Below are 17,388 nucleotides of genomic sequence, written 5' to 3' on the forward strand. Positions count from 1 at the left end.
ACCAGACCATGCTCGCATTTGCCAATGCTAAAATAAATCTCGGCTTAAATGTTATTGAGAAAAGAGCTGACGGATACCATAATCTGGAAACAGTTTTTTATCCGGTAAAGCTACATGATGTATTAGAAATCACTGATGCTCTGGAAACTTCCTGTCAGATCAGAGGGATTGATATTCCGGGTGAAATGACTGATAATATCTGTTTAAAGGCGTTTCACCTGATTCAGAAAGATTTTGATATACCAGCCCAGCAGATTACCTTATTAAAAAATATTCCTGTTGGTGCAGGTTTGGGCGGAGGGTCAGCAGATGCTGCGTTCCTGATTAAATTGCTGAATACAAAATTCAAATTGGGTTTAACCCCGGCTGTAATGGAAAATTATGCAGTACAGCTTGGTGCTGATTGCGCATTTTTTATCAGGGATGAACCTGTATTTGCAACTGGTAAAGGAGATCAGTTTTCAGCTTTAAGTTTAGATTTGTCTGCCTGTTTTATGGTGCTCGTTAAACCGCCCATACACGTATCAACAGCAGAAGCTTATGGGAAATTGCAACCTGCTTTTCCCGAAACCGGGTTAAGTGAACTGATTAAGCTTCCTGTAGATGAATGGAAAAAGGTTTTAAAAAATGACTTTGAAAAACCTGTTTTCTTAAAATATCCTGAAATTTCTCAAATAAAAGATCAGCTTTATCATGCGGGTGCTACATTTGCATTAATGAGTGGCAGTGGTTCGAGTGTATTTGCGATATTTGAGGGGGCAGTAACATTACCGCAACTGGAAAAAGATAATAAAGTGTTTTATAATATTTAGCTAGCAATGGAAATCAACTTAATACGTAAGAGCGGTCTATTCAATTTTGAAGCCGGAAATTCGGGAGGAAATACAGTCGAACTGGATGCAAATCCTAAGATAGGCGGTGAAGGCAAGGGTTTCAGACCTATGGAAATGTTATTGGTAGGCTTAGGCGGATGCAGTGGGATTGATGTGGTGAATGTATTAACCAAACAGAAAGAACCATTAGACGATATTAAAATAAAAATCAATGCAACACGTAAAGACGAAGAAATGCCTCCGATATTCGATGTGATCGATATCCATTTTAATCTTTACGGAAAACTGAATGAACAAAAGGTAGAAAGAGCTTTGGCCCTGACCTTCGAGAAATACTGTTCAGTTTCAAATATCCTGGGCCGTTCGGCTACTATCAAATTTTCGTACACTATCCATAACTAATACCATGCAAGAAGATAATTTTGAGACCCTGGCCATCCGTTTGCAAGCAGAACGCAGTCAGTATAAAGAACATTCAGTACCGTTATACTTAACTTCGAGTTATAAATTTGATGATTCTGAAGAGATGCGGGCATTATTTGCCAATGAAAAAGAAGGAAATGTTTACAGCCGCTACGCAAATCCCAATACTTCAGAGCTGATTGAAAAGATGGCGGCACTGGAAGGTGCAGAAACTGGTTGGGTAACTGCTACAGGTATGGCAGCGATTTTTACTACTTTCGCTACTTTTTTGAGCGCAGGTGATCATATCTTATCAAGCCGTTCTGTTTTTGGTTCCTCCCATCAGTTATTAAATGGTATTTTCCCTAAATGGAATATTTCCTATACTTATGCTGATCTGGATAATAAAGAGCAGTGGGAAAATGGGATTCAGCCAAATACAAAAATGATCTTTGTAGAAACGCCTTCTAACCCGGGCATTGATATTATCGATCTGGAATGGATAGGACAGCTGGCTAAGAAACATAATATATTATTGGTTGTTGATAATTGTTTTGCAACGCCATATTTACAGCAGCCGCTAAAATACGGAGCTGATATCTCTATACACTCTGCTACGAAATTTATCGATGGGCAGGGACGTACATTGGGTGGAATAATTTTAGGATCTGATACACTGATCAGACAAATTGAAGGTTTCGCCAGACATAGCGGACCGGCTATGTCACCATTTAATGCATGGATTCTTTCTAAAAGTTTAGAAACACTGGCTGTACGTATGGACAGACATTGTGAAAGCGCTTTAAAGGTTGCTGAATTTTTAGAAGCACATCCAAAAGTAAAACAAGTCAGATATCCGTTTTTACCTTCTCACCCACAATATGACATTGCTAAAAAGCAAATGAAACTGGGTGGTGGAATTGTAACGCTGACTATCAATGGCGGTGTAACAGCAGCCGGCAGCTTTATGGATAAACTGAAAATGTTCTCTATCTCTGCGAATCTCGGAGATACGCGTTCTATCGCTACCCATCCTGCAACCAGTACACATGCTAAACTAACTGAAGAAGAAAGACTGCAGGTAGGTATTGAGCAGGGGACAGTTCGTCTTTCTATAGGTTTAGAACATATCAATGATATTATTGCTGATATTGAGCAGGCGTTAAGCTAAAATAATATAATATACGATCACAGGTAGTTATCCTTCTAAAGGGGGATAACTATTTTTTTATCTAATAATTTAGAGAAAATGACAGGAGAAACTGATTTAAGCAGGTTATTGAAGACGATGAAACCAGCACACAATGCAGGAGATTACGTTTTTTGTATCGTATCTGATTTGAATAACATACCAATTGCGGAGACTACGATGTTATTTAAAGAGCAGGAGGGGTTCACATTGATACTTACTCAATCCAAAGCAGATGAATTTGGCCTTGACTACACAGCTGTTTTCTCCTGGATTACACTCACTGTACATTCTTCGCTCGAAGCAGTTGGGTTGACAGCGGCTTTTTCCACCGCCTTATCAGCAGCAGGCATCAGCTGTAACGTAATCGCCGCTTATTATCATGATCATATCTTTGTTGGGAAAAATGATACAGAAAAAGCTATGGATATTTTAAATTCATTCTCTGTTTAAAAACACTTATGAAGAAGAAGATCTCATCAGCTTTATTAATGCTTTCCCTGGCCTGTGCTGGTGCAAAAGCACAGTCAATAATCCATGTGCAGGATAAATTGAAAATTGTTGTTCCGTCAATTATTGTTCTGGGCAATGTGCAGGATGGGGGATCACCGCATATCGGCTGTACTAAAAACTGCTGTAAAGATTTATTTGAACATCCGGACCCGGCAAGGATGGTTTCTTCATTAGGAGTAATTGATCCGGAGAACAAATTGAACTGGTTATTGGATGCAACACCCAATTTGCCTTTTCAGCTGAAAGCTTTAAAGAAAGCTTCCGGGTTTACCAGCAAAGAAGTTCCTGACGGGATTTTCATCACGCATGCACATATCGGACATTATGCTGGCTTAATGTACCTGGGCAGGGAAGCGCTCAATGCAAAACAGGTACCTGTTTATGCGATGCCAAAGATGAAATCTTTTTTAGAGAATAACGGGCCCTGGAGTCAGCTGGTTAGTTTAGCCAATATCAGTATCAGACCCCTGGAGAACGAAAAAACCAATGTGCTTTCGTCAAATATCAAAATAACCCCATTTAAAGTCCCTCACCGTGATGAATTTTCTGAAACAGTAGGTTACCTGATTGCAGGACCCCATAAAAAAGCACTGTTTATTCCGGATATCGACAAATGGTCAAAATGGAATAAAAACATTGTTGATGAAATCAAAAAAGCAGACTATGCTTTTATCGATGCTACTTTTTATGATGCTGCTGAAATGAACAACAGGCCGATTGCTGAAATCCCACATCCGCTGGTTGTAGAAAGCATGGAGTTATTTAAAAACCTTTCTCCACAGGATAAAGATAAAATTTACTTTATCCACCTGAACCATACCAATCCTTTATTAAATACGGAAAGCGGGCAAACTAAAACCGTTCTTAAAAATGGGTTTCACATTGCCCGGTATAACGATATATTTGAACTGTAAAAGCTCCGGAATTTACATTAAAAGCTGACAGGGTTAGCTGATATAATCCCTGTCTTCGTCACTTAAAGTATCTTTATTGACAGGATGAGTATTAACCGGAAGGATATCGTCCTCATTTCTGTCATAAGTACTGATGACAGTTCTTGGTCTGCCTGCCCAAAAACCAAGTAAAAAACCTGCGAATGTGCAGATACCTACAACCAGTAGTTTAGAAATGTCCTTTTTAACGAATATAAAATCAAATTGAACTGCGTCTGTATTCATCATTAAAAAAATGGTGATTAAGACGGTTATAATGATGATCAGGATGGTTTTAGTACGCATGAGCTTAAAAAGTATAGTTAACTAGTAATTCAAAGATAGGACTATGATGGTATTCTTTGTTGACAAATACAAATCTTGTACCTAAATCAACGTTTGGCTGATAGCGTAGCAAATTCATATTGCCGTGTAATTCAAAACCATAGGTTTTAGGTTGTGCAAGATTACTATCAGAGCCCAGATTTTCATAATGACAGAACAGGCCGCCGCGGACATTTCTGATATAGGCCAGCGGTCCGATTTCTGCATCAGGATAGAAAATCGGGAAGCGATAATTGAAAAGTAAAGTGTTTTTAAGCCTGCTTTTCGCCAGAATATTGTTGTACCCGTAAACGGTATTGATCTCGTTATTATAGGTACGGATCCCGCTGGCTTCCTGGATATTGAAATTGGCCAGGAAACTGTGATTTTTAGCTAGTCCGGGGAAATACAGGAAACCTGCTGCTGCAAATAAATCTCCGCTTAACTGTTTATCAAATGGCTGGCTAAAATAACTCAGCCTTAAAACCTGCGCCCATTTTGGAGCGATATCTCTTTCGGCAGTGCGGGTGGTATGTGTAAAGGTGAACCCGGTTTCTAAAGGAAAACGGATAGAAGTCACAAAATTAGAAGGCATGTTTTGTGCATCATATCTTTGTGTATAACTTGTTCCTGCATTAATGGAGAAATTGTAATTATTGTTCTGAGCACTCAGGCTCACAGGGACTATAGCCTGTAGTTTTACATAGTTTTCTCTCCAGTCCCCTTGTTTTACACCCATACCCGAAGAATAAAAAGTTCTGCGTGGACGGTTCGTGAAACTGACATTGAAAATCGGAAAAAGACTTTTGAAACTTGCACCTGCATTATACTCAAAACGGCCAAGATCACGCTGATAATTTACACCTGCATAAGCATCAAAAGTATTCAGCAGATTATTTGATACGATTTGCAAGCCACCTTTGTACTCATCTGCAACGACAGGAATTATACTGTGTATATTAATCAGATGGCCTAGTTTATGGTAAGGGGCAGAAGTAAAACTGGTGTCCGGAATATGATCAAATACATTTCCGGTGTTTTCTTGTTTTTCGGCCGCAGCGCCAAAGAAAACGAAATTATCTTTACCCGTCTTTTGTTCCTCAATTTTTGTTTTGGCCACTTCGTAACCATACAGGTTATAATTGTTGAAGAGTATACTGTCCGTTCCGTTGATTACAGAAGGATTGAACGCTCCGTATTTTGAGGCGCTCAGCGCGTTTATATTTTTGGTAACTACATCTACGTCATAAATATTGTTAATTCCATTGTAGTGCGCGTTAAAGGCAATACGATCGCCTACGAATACCGGTCTGCCCAGCTGCTGCTGGGTTTCACCAATGATTTTCTCTGTTTTGCCATTCTGATCAACTGTCCAGAGTGCTTTTCCTTTCTCGGTAACGCTGATATAAGTAATCCTGTCGCCTGTGCTGTTAAAGGCAGGTGTCTGCACTAACATGTTTTCAGGATTCGGGTAACTCCGGATAATCCTGCCATTTGCAGCATCCATCACAATTAATTGTATCTTATTGCTCAGGTCAATTTGTACTGCAACTATCTTAGAGCCGTCGGCAGAAAGGGAAGGGGAAAATATTCTGGATTTGGTACTCAGTTTTCTGACCTCTTTAGTTTGCAGGTTATAGCTGCAAATTACACTATAACTCCTTTGCTGGAATCTTGGATCAAGCCTGATCTCGTCCCAGACAATCAGGTCTTTTGCATAACTGAACCAGGGCTGTTCCTGTTGACCAATCCCTTGTATCCTATGTTCCTTTTTATCCTGATCTATCAGTATAAAAGCTGCAGGTTCGGCCTTACTTTGTTTAAGTACTAAAGTCCTTCCATCCGATATTTTTACCGGGAGAAAATAATCTGTTGCATATTTTGCTTCCTGATTAAGTACCGGATAATCTTTAGCCGGGCTGAGTTTAGCCTGTTTTTCCCAGTCTTCTTTAGTTTTCTGAGCCGTATAATCATACCACTGTTTCCCGGTCTTACCCGTGTATTTTTTTAAGCTGCCCGCGAATGGATAAATACGCACCGGGCGATCTTTAATATCTGTCAGTACGCTATCGAAAACGAATTTTCCGGCAGCTTCACGGATTTCAGAAGCCATCAGGTAACCAATCTGGTAATACCCTGGCGTGACATCTTTCTGAGAACCAAAATTTGCTTTACTATAGGATAGTTTTTTCCCTTTTAACAGCGATGTTCTGTAGGGCATAATCCAGCTCGGCTGACGCCCGCGGCCGGCATGTGTCAGGGACGTTTCATTGGATACCGCATCTCCTTCAAAGAACCATAATGGAATACTTACCCCCATCCATGCAAAGTAAACCTGTTCGGGAAAAGGATAAGGCCTGCCATTGGTCAGTTTATCAAACTGTGCCATATGACGAAGTTCATGAACAGCCAGATTATTCAGCCAGTCCTGACTGTCAAAAGACTGGGGAGGGGTGGTATTAAATTCTGATTTTTTAGGCCCAAGCTGTACAAAACCATTGGCAATTACTCCCTGGTTTTGAAAAATAATAGGAATCCTGGTTTTCTTCACGTTCAGACTGCGGCCTACCTCAGGGAAAATATAACGGATATTATTGGCCATTCGCTGTGCCTCGGATTCCATTTCTACAGGATAGATGATTTGAAATCCATTGGTGTTGATTTGTCTCCAGTTTACACTGAAAGGGTTCTGTTCTCCTCCAAAAATTTGTGCCTGAGTTGAATTGGGTAATAAATTTATAAATATTAAAATACTGATCAGGAGTATGTTCTTCTCTATTTTACGATGCATTATTTTGTGCTGCTCTTATGACAATGTGATGAAGATACACTTATTCCTTTCAAAATAAATCGGACAGAGAAATAAAATTTTCAATAGGGCCGGAAAGAAAACAAATGAGATTTTTTAGCTGCCTGCCTAATGCAATTAACTCTTGCTCTGGCGTTTCTTATAAATGGGATATAAGAATACAGCACCCAGAATCAGGAAAGATCCCATATAAAAACCAGCTGACATCGTTTCTTTATGGCCAAAGAAAAGGAAGGCTAAGATGATACCATAAACAGGTTCAAGATTACTGATCAGCGCAACCCGGAAAGCTGACAGTGTACGCATCACCGAGACACCTGCGATATAGGCAAGTGCCGTGCAGATAGTACCCAGTATGAATAGGTAAATCCAATCCTGAACACTCAGGTTGAAATGCTCATTCAGCAAACTATGGTCAAATAAACGATAGATTGTAATCCAGAAAAAAGCACCTGAAAGCTCATAGAAACTGATCACTTTGGCATCACTTTTCTGCGCAAAATTAGAATTGATAATCGAGAATAAACTCGAAGCTACTGCTGCCGAAAGACCAAAAATAATACCTTCTGTATAGTGAGATTCAAAATGGAAGATCAGGTAGATTCCGGAAATGATAACCATCCCTATAAAAATATCGCTAAGCTGTATAGCAGTCTTTTTAATCAGAGGTTCAAGGATAGCCGTAAATAAAGTAAAAGAAGAAAGGCATACCAGTGTGACTGAAACCGTTGATACTTTAATAGCCTGAAAGAATAAGATCCAGTGCAAGGCTACAATACTTCCTGTAAAAAAGAAAGAAAGGAATTCTTTCCGGTTTACTTTGATACTGAATTTAGTCGCTTTAAAATAAATGAGCAGGGTAATACTGGCAATCATCACCCTGTACCAGACCATTTCTACGGGGCCAATTGAAATTAAACTTCCCAGAATACCTGTAAATCCCCAGATGAAAACGGTGAAATGAAGGATAAGCAGGTTTTTATTAATGGCTGAGGGAGAGAGTTTTTCCATTATTTTGGTGCCTTTTTTAACAGGTAAAGACCCAGCAAGCCAAAAAATATAGTAGGAATCAGTACAGCCAGCAGCGGCGGAATACCACCTTTAAGTGAAAACATCTTGGCAAACTGGTTCATGACTATATAAAGGAAACTCAGGATAATCCCTATTCCAAGAGGTAAGCCAACCCCGCCTCTTACTTTTCTGGAAGATAGGGCAACACCAATCAGCGTGAGTACAAATGCCGATAAAGGTTGTAGCCAGCGTTTGTACCGCTCAAAAAGCAAATCATTTTCTATACCTGTACCCCTGGTTTTTTCTTTTTTGATTTTATCGGAAAGCTCCTTGTTAGGTAAGATCTCATAAATATTATCATAGGCAGAAAAATCATCAGGACGCATATCCAGTATGGTATCTTTAGGTTTATCAATACTTTTAAACATCGTTTCTTTCAGTCCGTTGACAGTTCTGACAGAATAGTTGGTTAATTTCCAGCTGTGTTTTAAAGAATCCCATTTAATCTGATCTGCAATTATCTTTTTAATCAGTACATCACCTCTGAAATTATCCAGCATAAAACGATATCCGGACTTGGTTTTGTTCTCAAAACTTTCCATATAGATATACGTGTTATCATCCAGCTTCATATGAATATTAGTCTTGCTGGTCGGATCATTCTTTTTTACATAGGTGTTTTCAAAGGTGTTTTTGAGCTGATTGGTGTAAGGTAATATGTATAAATTGGAGCCCAGGTTAAATGAGAATATAATAAATGCGGAGATGAAATAAGGCTGTAAAAAGCGGTTAAAACTTACACCTCCGCTTAAGATAGGGACAATTTCTGTCTGATCGGCCATCTTTGCAGTAAAGAAAATTACAGCAATGAAGTTAATTAGCGGAGAAAGCATGTTCACATAAAAAGGAATGGAACCGGCATAATACTGGCAGATCACCTCCCACATCGATAGCTTACTTCTTAAGAAGTCATCCATCTTCTCCGATAAATCAAAAATAACAATAATGACCACAAACACACTCAGGGTATAAATAAATGTACCCAGGTATTTGCCTATAATAAAGCGGTCAATAATCTTAAATCTGCCTTTGAGGATGTTCATTTACAATTTATTCCCTAATATAGTCACCATTTTGTTCTTCCATGCGTAAAACTCGCCGCTGATGATCTTTTCTCTGGCCTCTTTAACCAGCCAAAGATAAAAATGGAGATTATGCAAAGTAGCAATTTGAGCACCCAGCATTTCTTTAGAGTGCATCAGGTGTCTCAGATAAGCTTTTGAATAAACCTGGTCAGCATATAAATCACTTTCAGCATCAATAGGAGAGAAATCATCTGCCCATTTTTTGTTTCCAATATTAATGATCCCGTTTCTGGTGAAAAGCATCCCGTTTCTCGCATTTCTGGTCGGCATTACACAGTCGAACATATCTACACCTAACGCTATATTTTCTAAAATATTGATAGGCGTACCCACACCCATCAGGTAACGTGGTTTGTCTGCCGGCAAAATGTCGCAAACTACTTCGGTCATGCCATACATTTCTTCTGCTGGTTCTCCTACCGAAAGTCCGCCGATAGCGTTTCCTTCACGACCCATTGAAGCAATAAATTCTGCAGATTTCTTTCTCAGATCTTTATAAACAGAGCCCTGAACGATTGGGAATAAAGTCTGGTCGAAACCATATTTAGGTTCAGTGCTATCAAAACGTGCACAGCAGCGCTTTAACCAGCGGTGAGTCATATTGATAGAATTCGCCGCGTATTTATAATCACATGGATAAGGTGTACACTCATCGAAAGCCATAATAATATCGGCACCAATGGTACGTTGAATATCCATTGCATTTTCGGGGGTGAAAAGGTGTTTTGAACCGTCAATATGTGAACGGAAAGTAACTCCTTCTTCTTTGATCTTGTTTACTTTACTCAAAGAATAGACCTGGTAGCCTCCGCTGTCTGTTAAGATCGGGCGGTCCCAGCCTATAAATTTATGTAAACCACCAGCACCTTCCAGGATATCAAGTCCCGGTCTTAAGTATAAATGATAGGTGTTCCCTAAAATAATCTGGGCATCAATATCATTTTTAAGTTCTCGCTGGTGAACAGCTTTTACCGTTCCTGCAGTGCCCACTGGCATGAAAATCGGTGTTTGGATATCGCCATGAGCAGTTGTAACTGTTCCTGCCCTTGCTTTTGACTGAGGGTCGTTTGCCTGTAAGGTAAATTTCATAAATGTGTGTACGCTTCAAAAAATCTCGGCAAAAGTATGAAAAAACACCCGGTTCTCGATTTTTTTATCAACATAGGCCACATTACAGATTAAAAATCAGAAATTTGGCGCTTGTCAAAAAAACCATCGTGGAATTAACCTTACTAGAAAGCTACCTGCTGGGTGCCCTCATTTTCTGTTTTGCTGTTCAACTGTATTTTAGTTTATCTGTACATTTAAAACTGGCGCTGATTAAAGTCGAAGAATTGCCCGAAACGGCTTCTAAACCGATAAGTGTGATTATCTGTGCCCGTAACGAAGCAGAAAACCTGACCCAGTACTTACCTGCTGTATTACAGCAAAAATATCCTGATTTTGAAGTAATTGTAGTCAATGACCGTTCATGGGATCAGACCAGAGAGGTTTTAAAAGGCTTTGCTGCCCAGTATAAACACCTTAAAGTAGTGACCGTTTCTGAGGGTGAGAAATTTATTGCAGGTAAAAAATTCGCGGTAACTATGGGGATTAAGGCCGCTGCAAATGAGTGGCTGGTATTTACCGATGCAGATTGTGTGCCGGCTTCGGAGAATTGGCTGACTGGAATGCAGCAACCGGATAATGATCAGACAGACATCGTACTGGGTTATTCTCCATATATCCGTAAACGCGGATTGCTAAACAGCCTGATCCGTTTTGAAACCTTTTTTACCGCAGTCAACTATCTTGCTTTTGCGGTTAAAGGCATGCCTTATATGGGGGTGGGCAGAAATATGGCCTATAAAAGGTCCCTTTTTTTTAAAAATAAAGGTTTTGCGGCACATATGCATATCCCATCAGGGGATGATGACCTGTTTGTCAATGCACATGCTAATCGTGACAATACAGAAATTCGTTTAAACCGTTCTACACACGTATGGTCTGAACCAAATACAAGCTTCTCAGGATATCTGAGACAAAAGAAAAGACATTTTGGTGCTGGTAAATTTTACAAGGCCAAACATAAATTTATTTTATCCTTACAGATCATATTTCAGTTTTTGTTTTATGCCCTGTTCATTATATTAATGTTTTTTAAACCCGCTAATTATCTGGCCGGAGGTGTATTTGCACTTAGTCTGATCATTAGAAGTTTTATCTATCCCCGTTTGCTTAAACGCTTAAATTACCCCGATTTGAGATGGTGGTTTCCTATTTTGGATATTCTGCTTTTCATTTTTCTAGTGTTTAATGGCATTCTGTCTATATTTGTTAAAAAAGTAAAGTGGAAATAAGCTCAGCCCTCATACAAAAGTATTTTAAAGATCTCAGTGAAGATCAGATCGGAAAATTTGATCAGTTGTTTGATTTATATAGTTTCTGGAATGCGCAGATCAATGTGATTTCGAGGAAGGATATCGAAGAACTATACGAACGCCATATCCTGCATTCTCTTGGAATTGCTAAATTCTGTACATTCAAACCGGGAGAGAAAGTCCTTGATGTAGGTACTGGAGGCGGTTTTCCTGGTATTCCTTTGGCTATTCTATTTCCTGAAACGGAATTTCACCTGGTAGACTCTATCGGTAAAAAGATTAAAGTAGTCACTGAGGTTGCCACTGCACTTGGTTTAAAAAATGTGAAAGCTTCTCATTTAAGAGCAGAGCAGGTGAGCGATAAATATGATTTTGTTGTTTCACGCGCAGTAACCCGTCTGATAGATTTTTATCCATGGATTAAAGATAAGTTCAACAAAAACTCAAAAAATGCAATAGCAAATGGGATTTTGTACTTAAAAGGTGGTGAATTAGCTGAAGAGATTAGTGAATCAAGATTAAAAGCAGAATTATATCCTTTATCAGCTTATTTTGAAGAAGACTTTTTCGAGACTAAATTTGTCGTTTACATCCCGATGTAAGCAAAGCTTTTAAGCAATAATAAATTACCAGTATCAATGGGCTAAGTATTAATTTAGCCCATGAGCTTAATCCATCAGATCGCCCTTACCCTTATTAAGAATGTGGGTCATGTAAGTGCTAAATGCCTGCTGTCCCATTTTGGAACGCCCGAAGCTATCTTTAATGCCAGTGAAGCGCAGTTAATGCAGGTAGAAAGGCTGGGTAGTTTCAAAGCCAGTGAAATTCTCCGGACTAATGCCCTGAACCTTGCTGCCGGGCATTTGGAATTATTGGAAAAACATCAGATTAAAGTCCTTTTTTACACAGAAGAAGATTATCCCCAGCGTTTAAAAGACTGCAACGATGCCCCGGTGCTGTTATATTATAAAGGTACGGCCAATTTGAATCATCCAAGAATAGTCAGTATTGTAGGTTCCAGAAATGCCAGTCCTTATGGTCAAATGCTCTGTCAGCAGCTTGTTGCTTCATTACAGGATTATAAGGTGTTAGTGATCAGTGGCCTTGCACATGGTATAGATGTGACCGCACACCGGCAAAGTCTGCTGCACCAGATACCTACTGTAGGGGTATTGGGACATGGGCTTGACCGGATCTATCCGGCTATTCATCGTCAGACTGCTGCTGCCATGCTTAAAAACGGTGGCTTGCTAACCGAATTCCCTTTGAATACTGCGGCAGAGAAATCAAATTTCCCAAAACGCAACCGGGTCATTGCCGGACTTGCTGATGTGGTTGTGGTTGTCGAGGCGGCTATCAAAGGCGGCGCATTAATTACAGCCGGAATAGCTGATTCTTATCATAGAGATGTATTTGCTTTTCCAGGCAGAACCACAGATGAATATAGTCAGGGTTGTAATTTTCTGATTAAAACCAATCGGGCTGGACTGATTAACGGGGCAAAAGATCTGGTTTATTATATGGGCTGGGAGGCTGATGAAGACAAATCCCCTTTGGTAGAGAAACCTTTACCCGCAGGTCTTTCAGCTATAGAAATGACGGTGGTCCAATGCCTAAAAGCTGCTCCTTTAAGTATGGACGGCTTAACTTTGAAAGCTGGTATCCAACAGCATAAGCTTGCATTACATTTGCTCAGTCTGGAGATGAAAGGGGTGATAATTTCGCTTCCCGGAAAGATATATCAGCTGATTTAAAGACTAAGCTGGTCTTGTTTTGCCATATAATATAGAGGTGAAGGGTAGGTTATATTTATTTATTCAGAATATAATTTTCTTATATCGAATTATTCGAAATATGATTACGAATATATAATAGAAATAAAATTCTAGGAATCAAGTCGTACTTTTGTAACATGTGGTATAACAACATATTAGAGACTATAGGCAATACACCATTGGTGCGATTGAATAACGTTACGAAAGAAATTCAGGCGACTGTACTGGCAAAAGTGGAAACTACTAATCCAGGTAACTCTATTAAAGACCGTATGGCTTTAAAGATGATAGAAGACGCAGAAAAAAGCGGTAAGCTTAAACCAGGGGGGACCATCATTGAAGGTACTTCGGGTAATACAGGTATGGGCCTGGCTATGGCTGCTATTATCAAAGGATATAAATGTATTTTCACTACAACAGATAAACAATCTAAGGAAAAAGTGGATGCTTTGCGTGCTTTTGGTGCAGAAGTAATCGTTTGTCCTACTAACGTAGAGCCTGAAGATCCACGTTCATATTACTCTGTATCTTCCCGTTTAGAGCGTGAAGTCCCAAATTCATGGAAGCCAAACCAGTACGATAACCTGGCTAACTCAGAAGCGCATTATGAGCAGACAGGACCAGAAATCTGGGCACAGACTGAAGGTAAGATTACTCACCTTGTGGTAGGTGTTGGAACAGGTGGAACTATCTCTGGTACCGGAAGATATTTAAGAGAACAGAATCCTGATATTAAAATATGGGGAATTGATACTTATGGATCAGTTTTCAAAAAATATAAAGAGACTGGTATTTTAGATAAAAATGAGATCTACCCTTATATCACAGAGGGGATCGGAGAAGATTTTCTGCCTAAGAATGTCAACTTTGATGTGATTGATTTATTTGAAAAAGTAACGGATAAAGATGCAGCGCTGATGACCCGCGAAATTGCCCGTAAAGAGGGGATATTTGTAGGTAACTCTGCTGGATCTGCTGTTGCTGGCTTATTACAGTTAAAAGATAAACTGAAACCAGAAGATGTGGTTGTGGTTATCTTTCATGACCATGGAAGCCGTTATATGGGTAAAATGTATAACGAAGACTGGTTGAGAGAACGTGGTTTCCTGACCGACGAAAAGTTAACTGCTAAATCTATTCTGGCTAAGAAAGAGCAGTCTGAGATTGTAACTATTGATTGTGAAAAAACTATCGTGGAAGCTATCAATACGATGAACATGCTGAATATTTCTCAGATCCCGGTTACACAGCAGGGAATGGTGGTTGGTAAATTAGCAGAAGGAGATATCCTGAAAGCTTTATTAGAGAATCCATCACTTAAATCTGCGCCGGTAAAAGAAATTATGTCTGCTACTTTCCCGTTTGTAGATATGAATACTTCAATTGATAAGATTTCTTCACTGATCAATAAAGAAAACAGTGCGGTACTGGTTGAAGATGAAAACGGTAATTTTGAAATTATTACGCAGTACGATATTATCAATGCGATATCAGCTTAGAGCTGGTTTTAAGCATTAAACAGCTTTATCGCTGATACAGAAATAGCTTACCGGATAAAATTCTGGTAAGCTATTTTTATATCAGTCGTATTCTCTTGATAATTTATTTTGCACCTCCAAGCCATAACAGCCCGTCAATGATAAATTTGTTCTGGGTTTCACTGCCAAATGTAGAAGACTTACCTACATTAGCGGCATAATCCATTGCATTATGGCCAAAATTAGCATAGATCATTTTGTAGTTTTTGTTGGTCCAGATTACTGGATAATAACCACTATACCAGCTTTGATTTGGGTCAGTACCTAATGGAAAACTGCTTGGATCAATAGAACATAAGATTTTAAGATCAGGGTTATTGCGCAAATCTTTTGTCCAGCTATACCATTCACTTACTGCAGAAGTAAATTTTTGAGGCAGACGCTGTGTAGATGGATGTGTTTGGTCTTCACATTTAAGTACCGCAGTTGTAGGACCCCAGGTATTACTTTTAAAACCGCCAACACCTAAGAACTTATTAAAGTACCAGTCCCACTCTGCAGAATTTGTAGTGAATGCACAAACATGGAATCCCATCCAGGCACCACCATTGTCCATGTACTGTTTAAAGGCGGCTTCCTGAGCTTTTGGTGGACGATCGTCCAGAAAAAGAACAACCTGGTATTTAGCAAGGTTGGCTGCATTTAGTTTACTCCAGTCGTTTGTAGAGGTATAAGTGAAACCATTTGCTGCTGCAGTTTTAGGAAACCAGATGTTTGCTTCTTTGACAAAATTGATATGGGCAGCATCCCATGTTCCATTGTAAAAGGCAATTACATTAAAGCTTTTAGCTAATTTAGGAGCAATAGCTGCTTCTTTTTTTGCTGAATTTAATCCAGTCTGATCACCGGAATTAGTGTTGGCGTCACTTTTTTTACAGCCCGACAGCCCACAGAAAAGCAGAACCATAAAGGTTAGCACGGCATTTTTGTTTTTCATAGCGTTTATATTTGGTTAATTTAGGTTGGTTATTTTTCTTCTTATAGCCTTTGGTTTTATTTGATAATTAAATACTATCACTAATATAGAATTTTATTATTAATATTTAATGCCTGATTATCATTTTATATTAATGTGAAATATAATCAGTTGCTGTAGCTGTTTCTGATGAAAAAGATGCTGATTCTTAACCAGAACTGGTTAAACGAAAAAAGGCCAGGATTTAAATCCTGGCCTTTTAATTGGATATTATTAAAATAAATTAGTGAGATGGTGAATTTGCATCCACACGTTTAATCTGTGCACCTAATGCGCGTAAACGTGTATCGATATCCTGGTAACCACGCTCAATCTGTTCGATATTGAATATAGTTGAAGTTCCTTCAGCAGATAAAGCTGCGATTAACAAGGAAACTCCAGCTCTGATATCAGGAGAAGTCATGCTGATACCTCTTAATTTATACTGTTTGTCGATGCCGTTAACAGTTGCTCTGTGCGGATCACATAAAATGATCTGAGCGCCCATTTCAATCAGTTTATCTACAAAGAATAAACGGCTTTCAAACATTTTCTGATGGATCAGGATGGAACCTTTTGCTTGTGTTGCGATCACGAGTACAATACTTAAAAGGTCAGGAGTAAAGCCTGGCCATGGTGAATCTGCAATGGTAAGGATAGACCCGTCAATGAAAGTATCGATAACATAATGCTTTTGAGAAGGGATATAAATATCATCACCTCTGCGTTCAAAGTTGATACCCAGTTTTCTGAATACATCAGGAATTACACCTAATTCATCATAACATACATTTTTGATCGTGATTTCTGATTCAGTCATGGCAGCAAGGCCGATGAAAGAACCAATTTCAATCATATCAGGTAACATTCTGTGTTCAGTGCCACCTAGTTTAGTCACCCCTTCAATAGTCAGCAGGTTTGAGCCTATTCCGGATATTTTGGCACCCATGCGGTTAAGCATTTTACATAACTGCTGTAAATAAGGCTCACATGCAGCATTGTATATCGTTGTAGTCCCTTTTGCAAGTACTGCAGCCATCACAATGTTTGCTGTACCGGTTACAGAAGCTTCATCCAGTAAGATATAAGCACCTTTAAGGTTCGTTGCATCTACGTTAAAGAAAGATTCTTTAGCATCGTAAACGAATTTGGCACCTAATTTTTCGAAACCAAGAAAGTGAGTATCCAATCTTCTGCGACCGATTTTATCACCACCTGGTTTAGGGATAGCTGCTTGTCCAAAACGTGCAAGAAGAGGACCTACAATCATAATTGAACCTCTTAAACTTCCGCCTTTAGCTTTAAAAGTTGCAGATTTAAAGAATTCAAGATCGATGTTTTTTGCTTCAAATGTGTAAGTATCCTTTGATAAGCGGTTTACTTCAACGCCCAGATCACCCAGAAGTTCAATCAGTTTATTTACATCTTTGATGTCAGGAATATTACTTACAGTTATTTTTTCTTCTGTTAGTAAAACGGCAGATATAATCTGCAGCGCCTCATTTTTGGCCCCCTGCGGATGGATTTCACCTTTTAACTTCTTCCCACCTATAATTTCAAATGCGTTCATGTGCTATTAACCTATATTATTTAAATCTGCTC

General features: G+C 39.1%; 16 protein-coding genes. 9 read left to right on the forward strand and 7 right to left on the reverse strand.

What is annotated here, in order from left to right; all coding sequences use genetic code 11:
- Nucleotides 1-8: 8 nt before the first annotated feature.
- From ispE to HDE68_RS00645, 5 genes are all read left to right on the forward strand, one after another.
- Nucleotides 9-812, forward strand: coding sequence for a 4-(cytidine 5'-diphospho)-2-C-methyl-D-erythritol kinase (gene ispE, locus HDE68_RS00625; protein ID WP_183877895.1), 804 nt, complete (start codon nucleotides 9-11; stop codon nucleotides 810-812).
- A 6-nt stretch (nucleotides 813-818) separates the two neighbouring features.
- Nucleotides 819-1,235 (forward strand): OsmC family protein, encoded by a 417-nt coding sequence (locus HDE68_RS00630; protein WP_183877898.1) that lies wholly within the window; start codon nucleotides 819-821, stop codon nucleotides 1,233-1,235.
- 4 nt (nucleotides 1,236-1,239) lie between these two features.
- Nucleotides 1,240-2,406 (forward strand): trans-sulfuration enzyme family protein, encoded by a 1,167-nt coding sequence (locus HDE68_RS00635; protein WP_183877900.1) that lies wholly within the window; start codon nucleotides 1,240-1,242, stop codon nucleotides 2,404-2,406.
- A gap of 78 nt (nucleotides 2,407-2,484) precedes the next feature.
- A complete protein-coding gene (locus HDE68_RS00640; protein WP_183877902.1) occupies nucleotides 2,485-2,877 on the forward strand; it encodes an ACT domain-containing protein in 393 nt (130 codons plus the stop codon).
- Between the two features lie 8 nt (nucleotides 2,878-2,885).
- Nucleotides 2,886-3,851 carry an MBL fold metallo-hydrolase gene (locus HDE68_RS00645; RefSeq protein WP_183877904.1) on the forward strand — a complete coding sequence of 322 codons (966 nt, stop codon included), beginning with the start codon at nucleotides 2,886-2,888 and terminating at the stop codon, nucleotides 3,849-3,851.
- Nucleotides 3,852-3,884: 33 nt separating this feature from the next.
- Here the strand turns inward: HDE68_RS00645 and HDE68_RS00650 are convergent, their stop codons facing one another.
- From HDE68_RS00650 to tgt, 5 genes are all read right to left on the reverse strand, one after another.
- On the reverse strand, nucleotides 3,885-4,175 hold the full coding sequence (locus HDE68_RS00650; RefSeq protein ID WP_183877906.1) for a LapA family protein: 291 nt from the start codon (nucleotides 4,173-4,175) through the stop codon (nucleotides 3,885-3,887).
- A gap of 4 nt (nucleotides 4,176-4,179) precedes the next feature.
- The gene (locus HDE68_RS00655) at nucleotides 4,180-6,984 is read right to left on the reverse strand and encodes a TolB family protein (protein WP_183877908.1); all 2,805 of its coding nucleotides are present in this window, start codon (nucleotides 6,982-6,984) and stop codon (nucleotides 4,180-4,182) included.
- 135 nt (nucleotides 6,985-7,119) lie between these two features.
- A complete protein-coding gene (locus HDE68_RS00660; protein WP_183877910.1) occupies nucleotides 7,120-8,013 on the reverse strand; it encodes a DMT family transporter in 894 nt (297 codons plus the stop codon).
- Nucleotides 8,013-9,116 (reverse strand): LptF/LptG family permease, encoded by a 1,104-nt coding sequence (locus HDE68_RS00665; RefSeq protein WP_183877912.1) that lies wholly within the window; start codon nucleotides 9,114-9,116, stop codon nucleotides 8,013-8,015. Before HDE68_RS00665 ends, HDE68_RS00660 begins: the two co-directional genes overlap by 1 nt.
- The gene (gene tgt, locus HDE68_RS00670) at nucleotides 9,117-10,247 is read right to left on the reverse strand and encodes a tRNA guanosine(34) transglycosylase Tgt (protein WP_183877914.1); all 1,131 of its coding nucleotides are present in this window, start codon (nucleotides 10,245-10,247) and stop codon (nucleotides 9,117-9,119) included.
- A gap of 128 nt (nucleotides 10,248-10,375) precedes the next feature.
- Between tgt and HDE68_RS00675 the strand changes: the two genes are divergently transcribed.
- From HDE68_RS00675 to HDE68_RS00690, 4 genes are all read left to right on the forward strand, one after another.
- On the forward strand, nucleotides 10,376-11,497 hold the full coding sequence (locus tag HDE68_RS00675; protein WP_317617676.1) for a glycosyltransferase: 1,122 nt from the start codon (nucleotides 10,376-10,378) through the stop codon (nucleotides 11,495-11,497).
- A complete protein-coding gene (gene rsmG / locus HDE68_RS00680; RefSeq protein WP_183877918.1) occupies nucleotides 11,488-12,120 on the forward strand; it encodes a 16S rRNA (guanine(527)-N(7))-methyltransferase RsmG in 633 nt (210 codons plus the stop codon). The genes HDE68_RS00675 and rsmG overlap by 10 nt, the downstream gene beginning before the upstream one ends.
- Nucleotides 12,121-12,180: 60 nt before the next feature.
- Nucleotides 12,181-13,272: a DNA-processing protein DprA gene (dprA, locus tag HDE68_RS00685; RefSeq protein ID WP_183877920.1), complete on the forward strand. Its 1,092-nt coding sequence runs from the start codon at nucleotides 12,181-12,183 to the stop codon at nucleotides 13,270-13,272.
- 158 nt (nucleotides 13,273-13,430) lie between these two features.
- Nucleotides 13,431-14,792, forward strand: coding sequence for a pyridoxal-phosphate dependent enzyme (locus HDE68_RS00690; RefSeq protein ID WP_183877922.1), 1,362 nt, complete (start codon nucleotides 13,431-13,433; stop codon nucleotides 14,790-14,792).
- Between the two features lie 103 nt (nucleotides 14,793-14,895).
- Here HDE68_RS00690 and HDE68_RS00695 read toward each other — a convergent pair whose 3' ends face one another.
- Entirely contained in the window at nucleotides 14,896-15,768 is an 873-nt protein-coding gene (locus HDE68_RS00695) for a ThuA domain-containing protein (RefSeq protein ID WP_221300639.1), read from the reverse strand.
- Nucleotides 15,769-16,030: 262 nt separating this feature from the next.
- Nucleotides 16,031-17,356: a UDP-N-acetylglucosamine 1-carboxyvinyltransferase gene (murA, locus tag HDE68_RS00700; protein WP_183877924.1), complete on the reverse strand. Its 1,326-nt coding sequence runs from the start codon at nucleotides 17,354-17,356 to the stop codon at nucleotides 16,031-16,033.
- Nucleotides 17,357-17,388 lie beyond the last annotated feature (32 nt).

Source organism: Pedobacter cryoconitis, assembly GCF_014200605.1.
Taxonomy (GTDB): Bacteria; Bacteroidota; Bacteroidia; order Sphingobacteriales; family Sphingobacteriaceae; genus Pedobacter; species Pedobacter cryoconitis_B.

Excerpts from the sequence above, each read along its gene's own strand:
- ispE (WP_183877895.1), top strand. The coding sequence starts at position 9 with ATGCTCGCATTTGCCAATGCTAAAATAAATCTCGGCTTAAATGTTATT.
- HDE68_RS00630 (WP_183877898.1), top strand. The coding sequence starts at position 819 with ATGGAAATCAACTTAATACGTAAGAGCGGTCTATTCAATTTTGAAGCC.
- HDE68_RS00635 (WP_183877900.1), top strand. The coding sequence starts at position 1,240 with ATGCAAGAAGATAATTTTGAGACCCTGGCCATCCGTTTGCAAGCAGAA.
- HDE68_RS00640 (WP_183877902.1), top strand. The coding sequence starts at position 2,485 with ATGACAGGAGAAACTGATTTAAGCAGGTTATTGAAGACGATGAAACCA.
- HDE68_RS00645 (WP_183877904.1), top strand. The coding sequence starts at position 2,886 with ATGAAGAAGAAGATCTCATCAGCTTTATTAATGCTTTCCCTGGCCTGT.
- HDE68_RS00650 (WP_183877906.1), bottom strand. The coding sequence starts at position 4,175 with ATGCGTACTAAAACCATCCTGATCATCATTATAACCGTCTTAATCACC.
- HDE68_RS00655 (WP_183877908.1), bottom strand. The coding sequence starts at position 6,984 with ATGCATCGTAAAATAGAGAAGAACATACTCCTGATCAGTATTTTAATA.
- HDE68_RS00660 (WP_183877910.1), bottom strand. The coding sequence starts at position 8,013 with ATGGAAAAACTCTCTCCCTCAGCCATTAATAAAAACCTGCTTATCCTT.
- HDE68_RS00665 (WP_183877912.1), bottom strand. The coding sequence starts at position 9,116 with ATGAACATCCTCAAAGGCAGATTTAAGATTATTGACCGCTTTATTATA.
- tgt (WP_183877914.1), bottom strand. The coding sequence starts at position 10,247 with ATGAAATTTACCTTACAGGCAAACGACCCTCAGTCAAAAGCAAGGGCA.
- dprA (WP_183877920.1), top strand. The coding sequence starts at position 12,181 with ATGAGCTTAATCCATCAGATCGCCCTTACCCTTATTAAGAATGTGGGT.
- HDE68_RS00690 (WP_183877922.1), top strand. The coding sequence starts at position 13,431 with ATGTGGTATAACAACATATTAGAGACTATAGGCAATACACCATTGGTG.
- HDE68_RS00695 (WP_221300639.1), bottom strand. The coding sequence starts at position 15,768 with ATGAAAAACAAAAATGCCGTGCTAACCTTTATGGTTCTGCTTTTCTGT.
- murA (WP_183877924.1), bottom strand. The coding sequence starts at position 17,356 with ATGAACGCATTTGAAATTATAGGTGGGAAGAAGTTAAAAGGTGAAATC.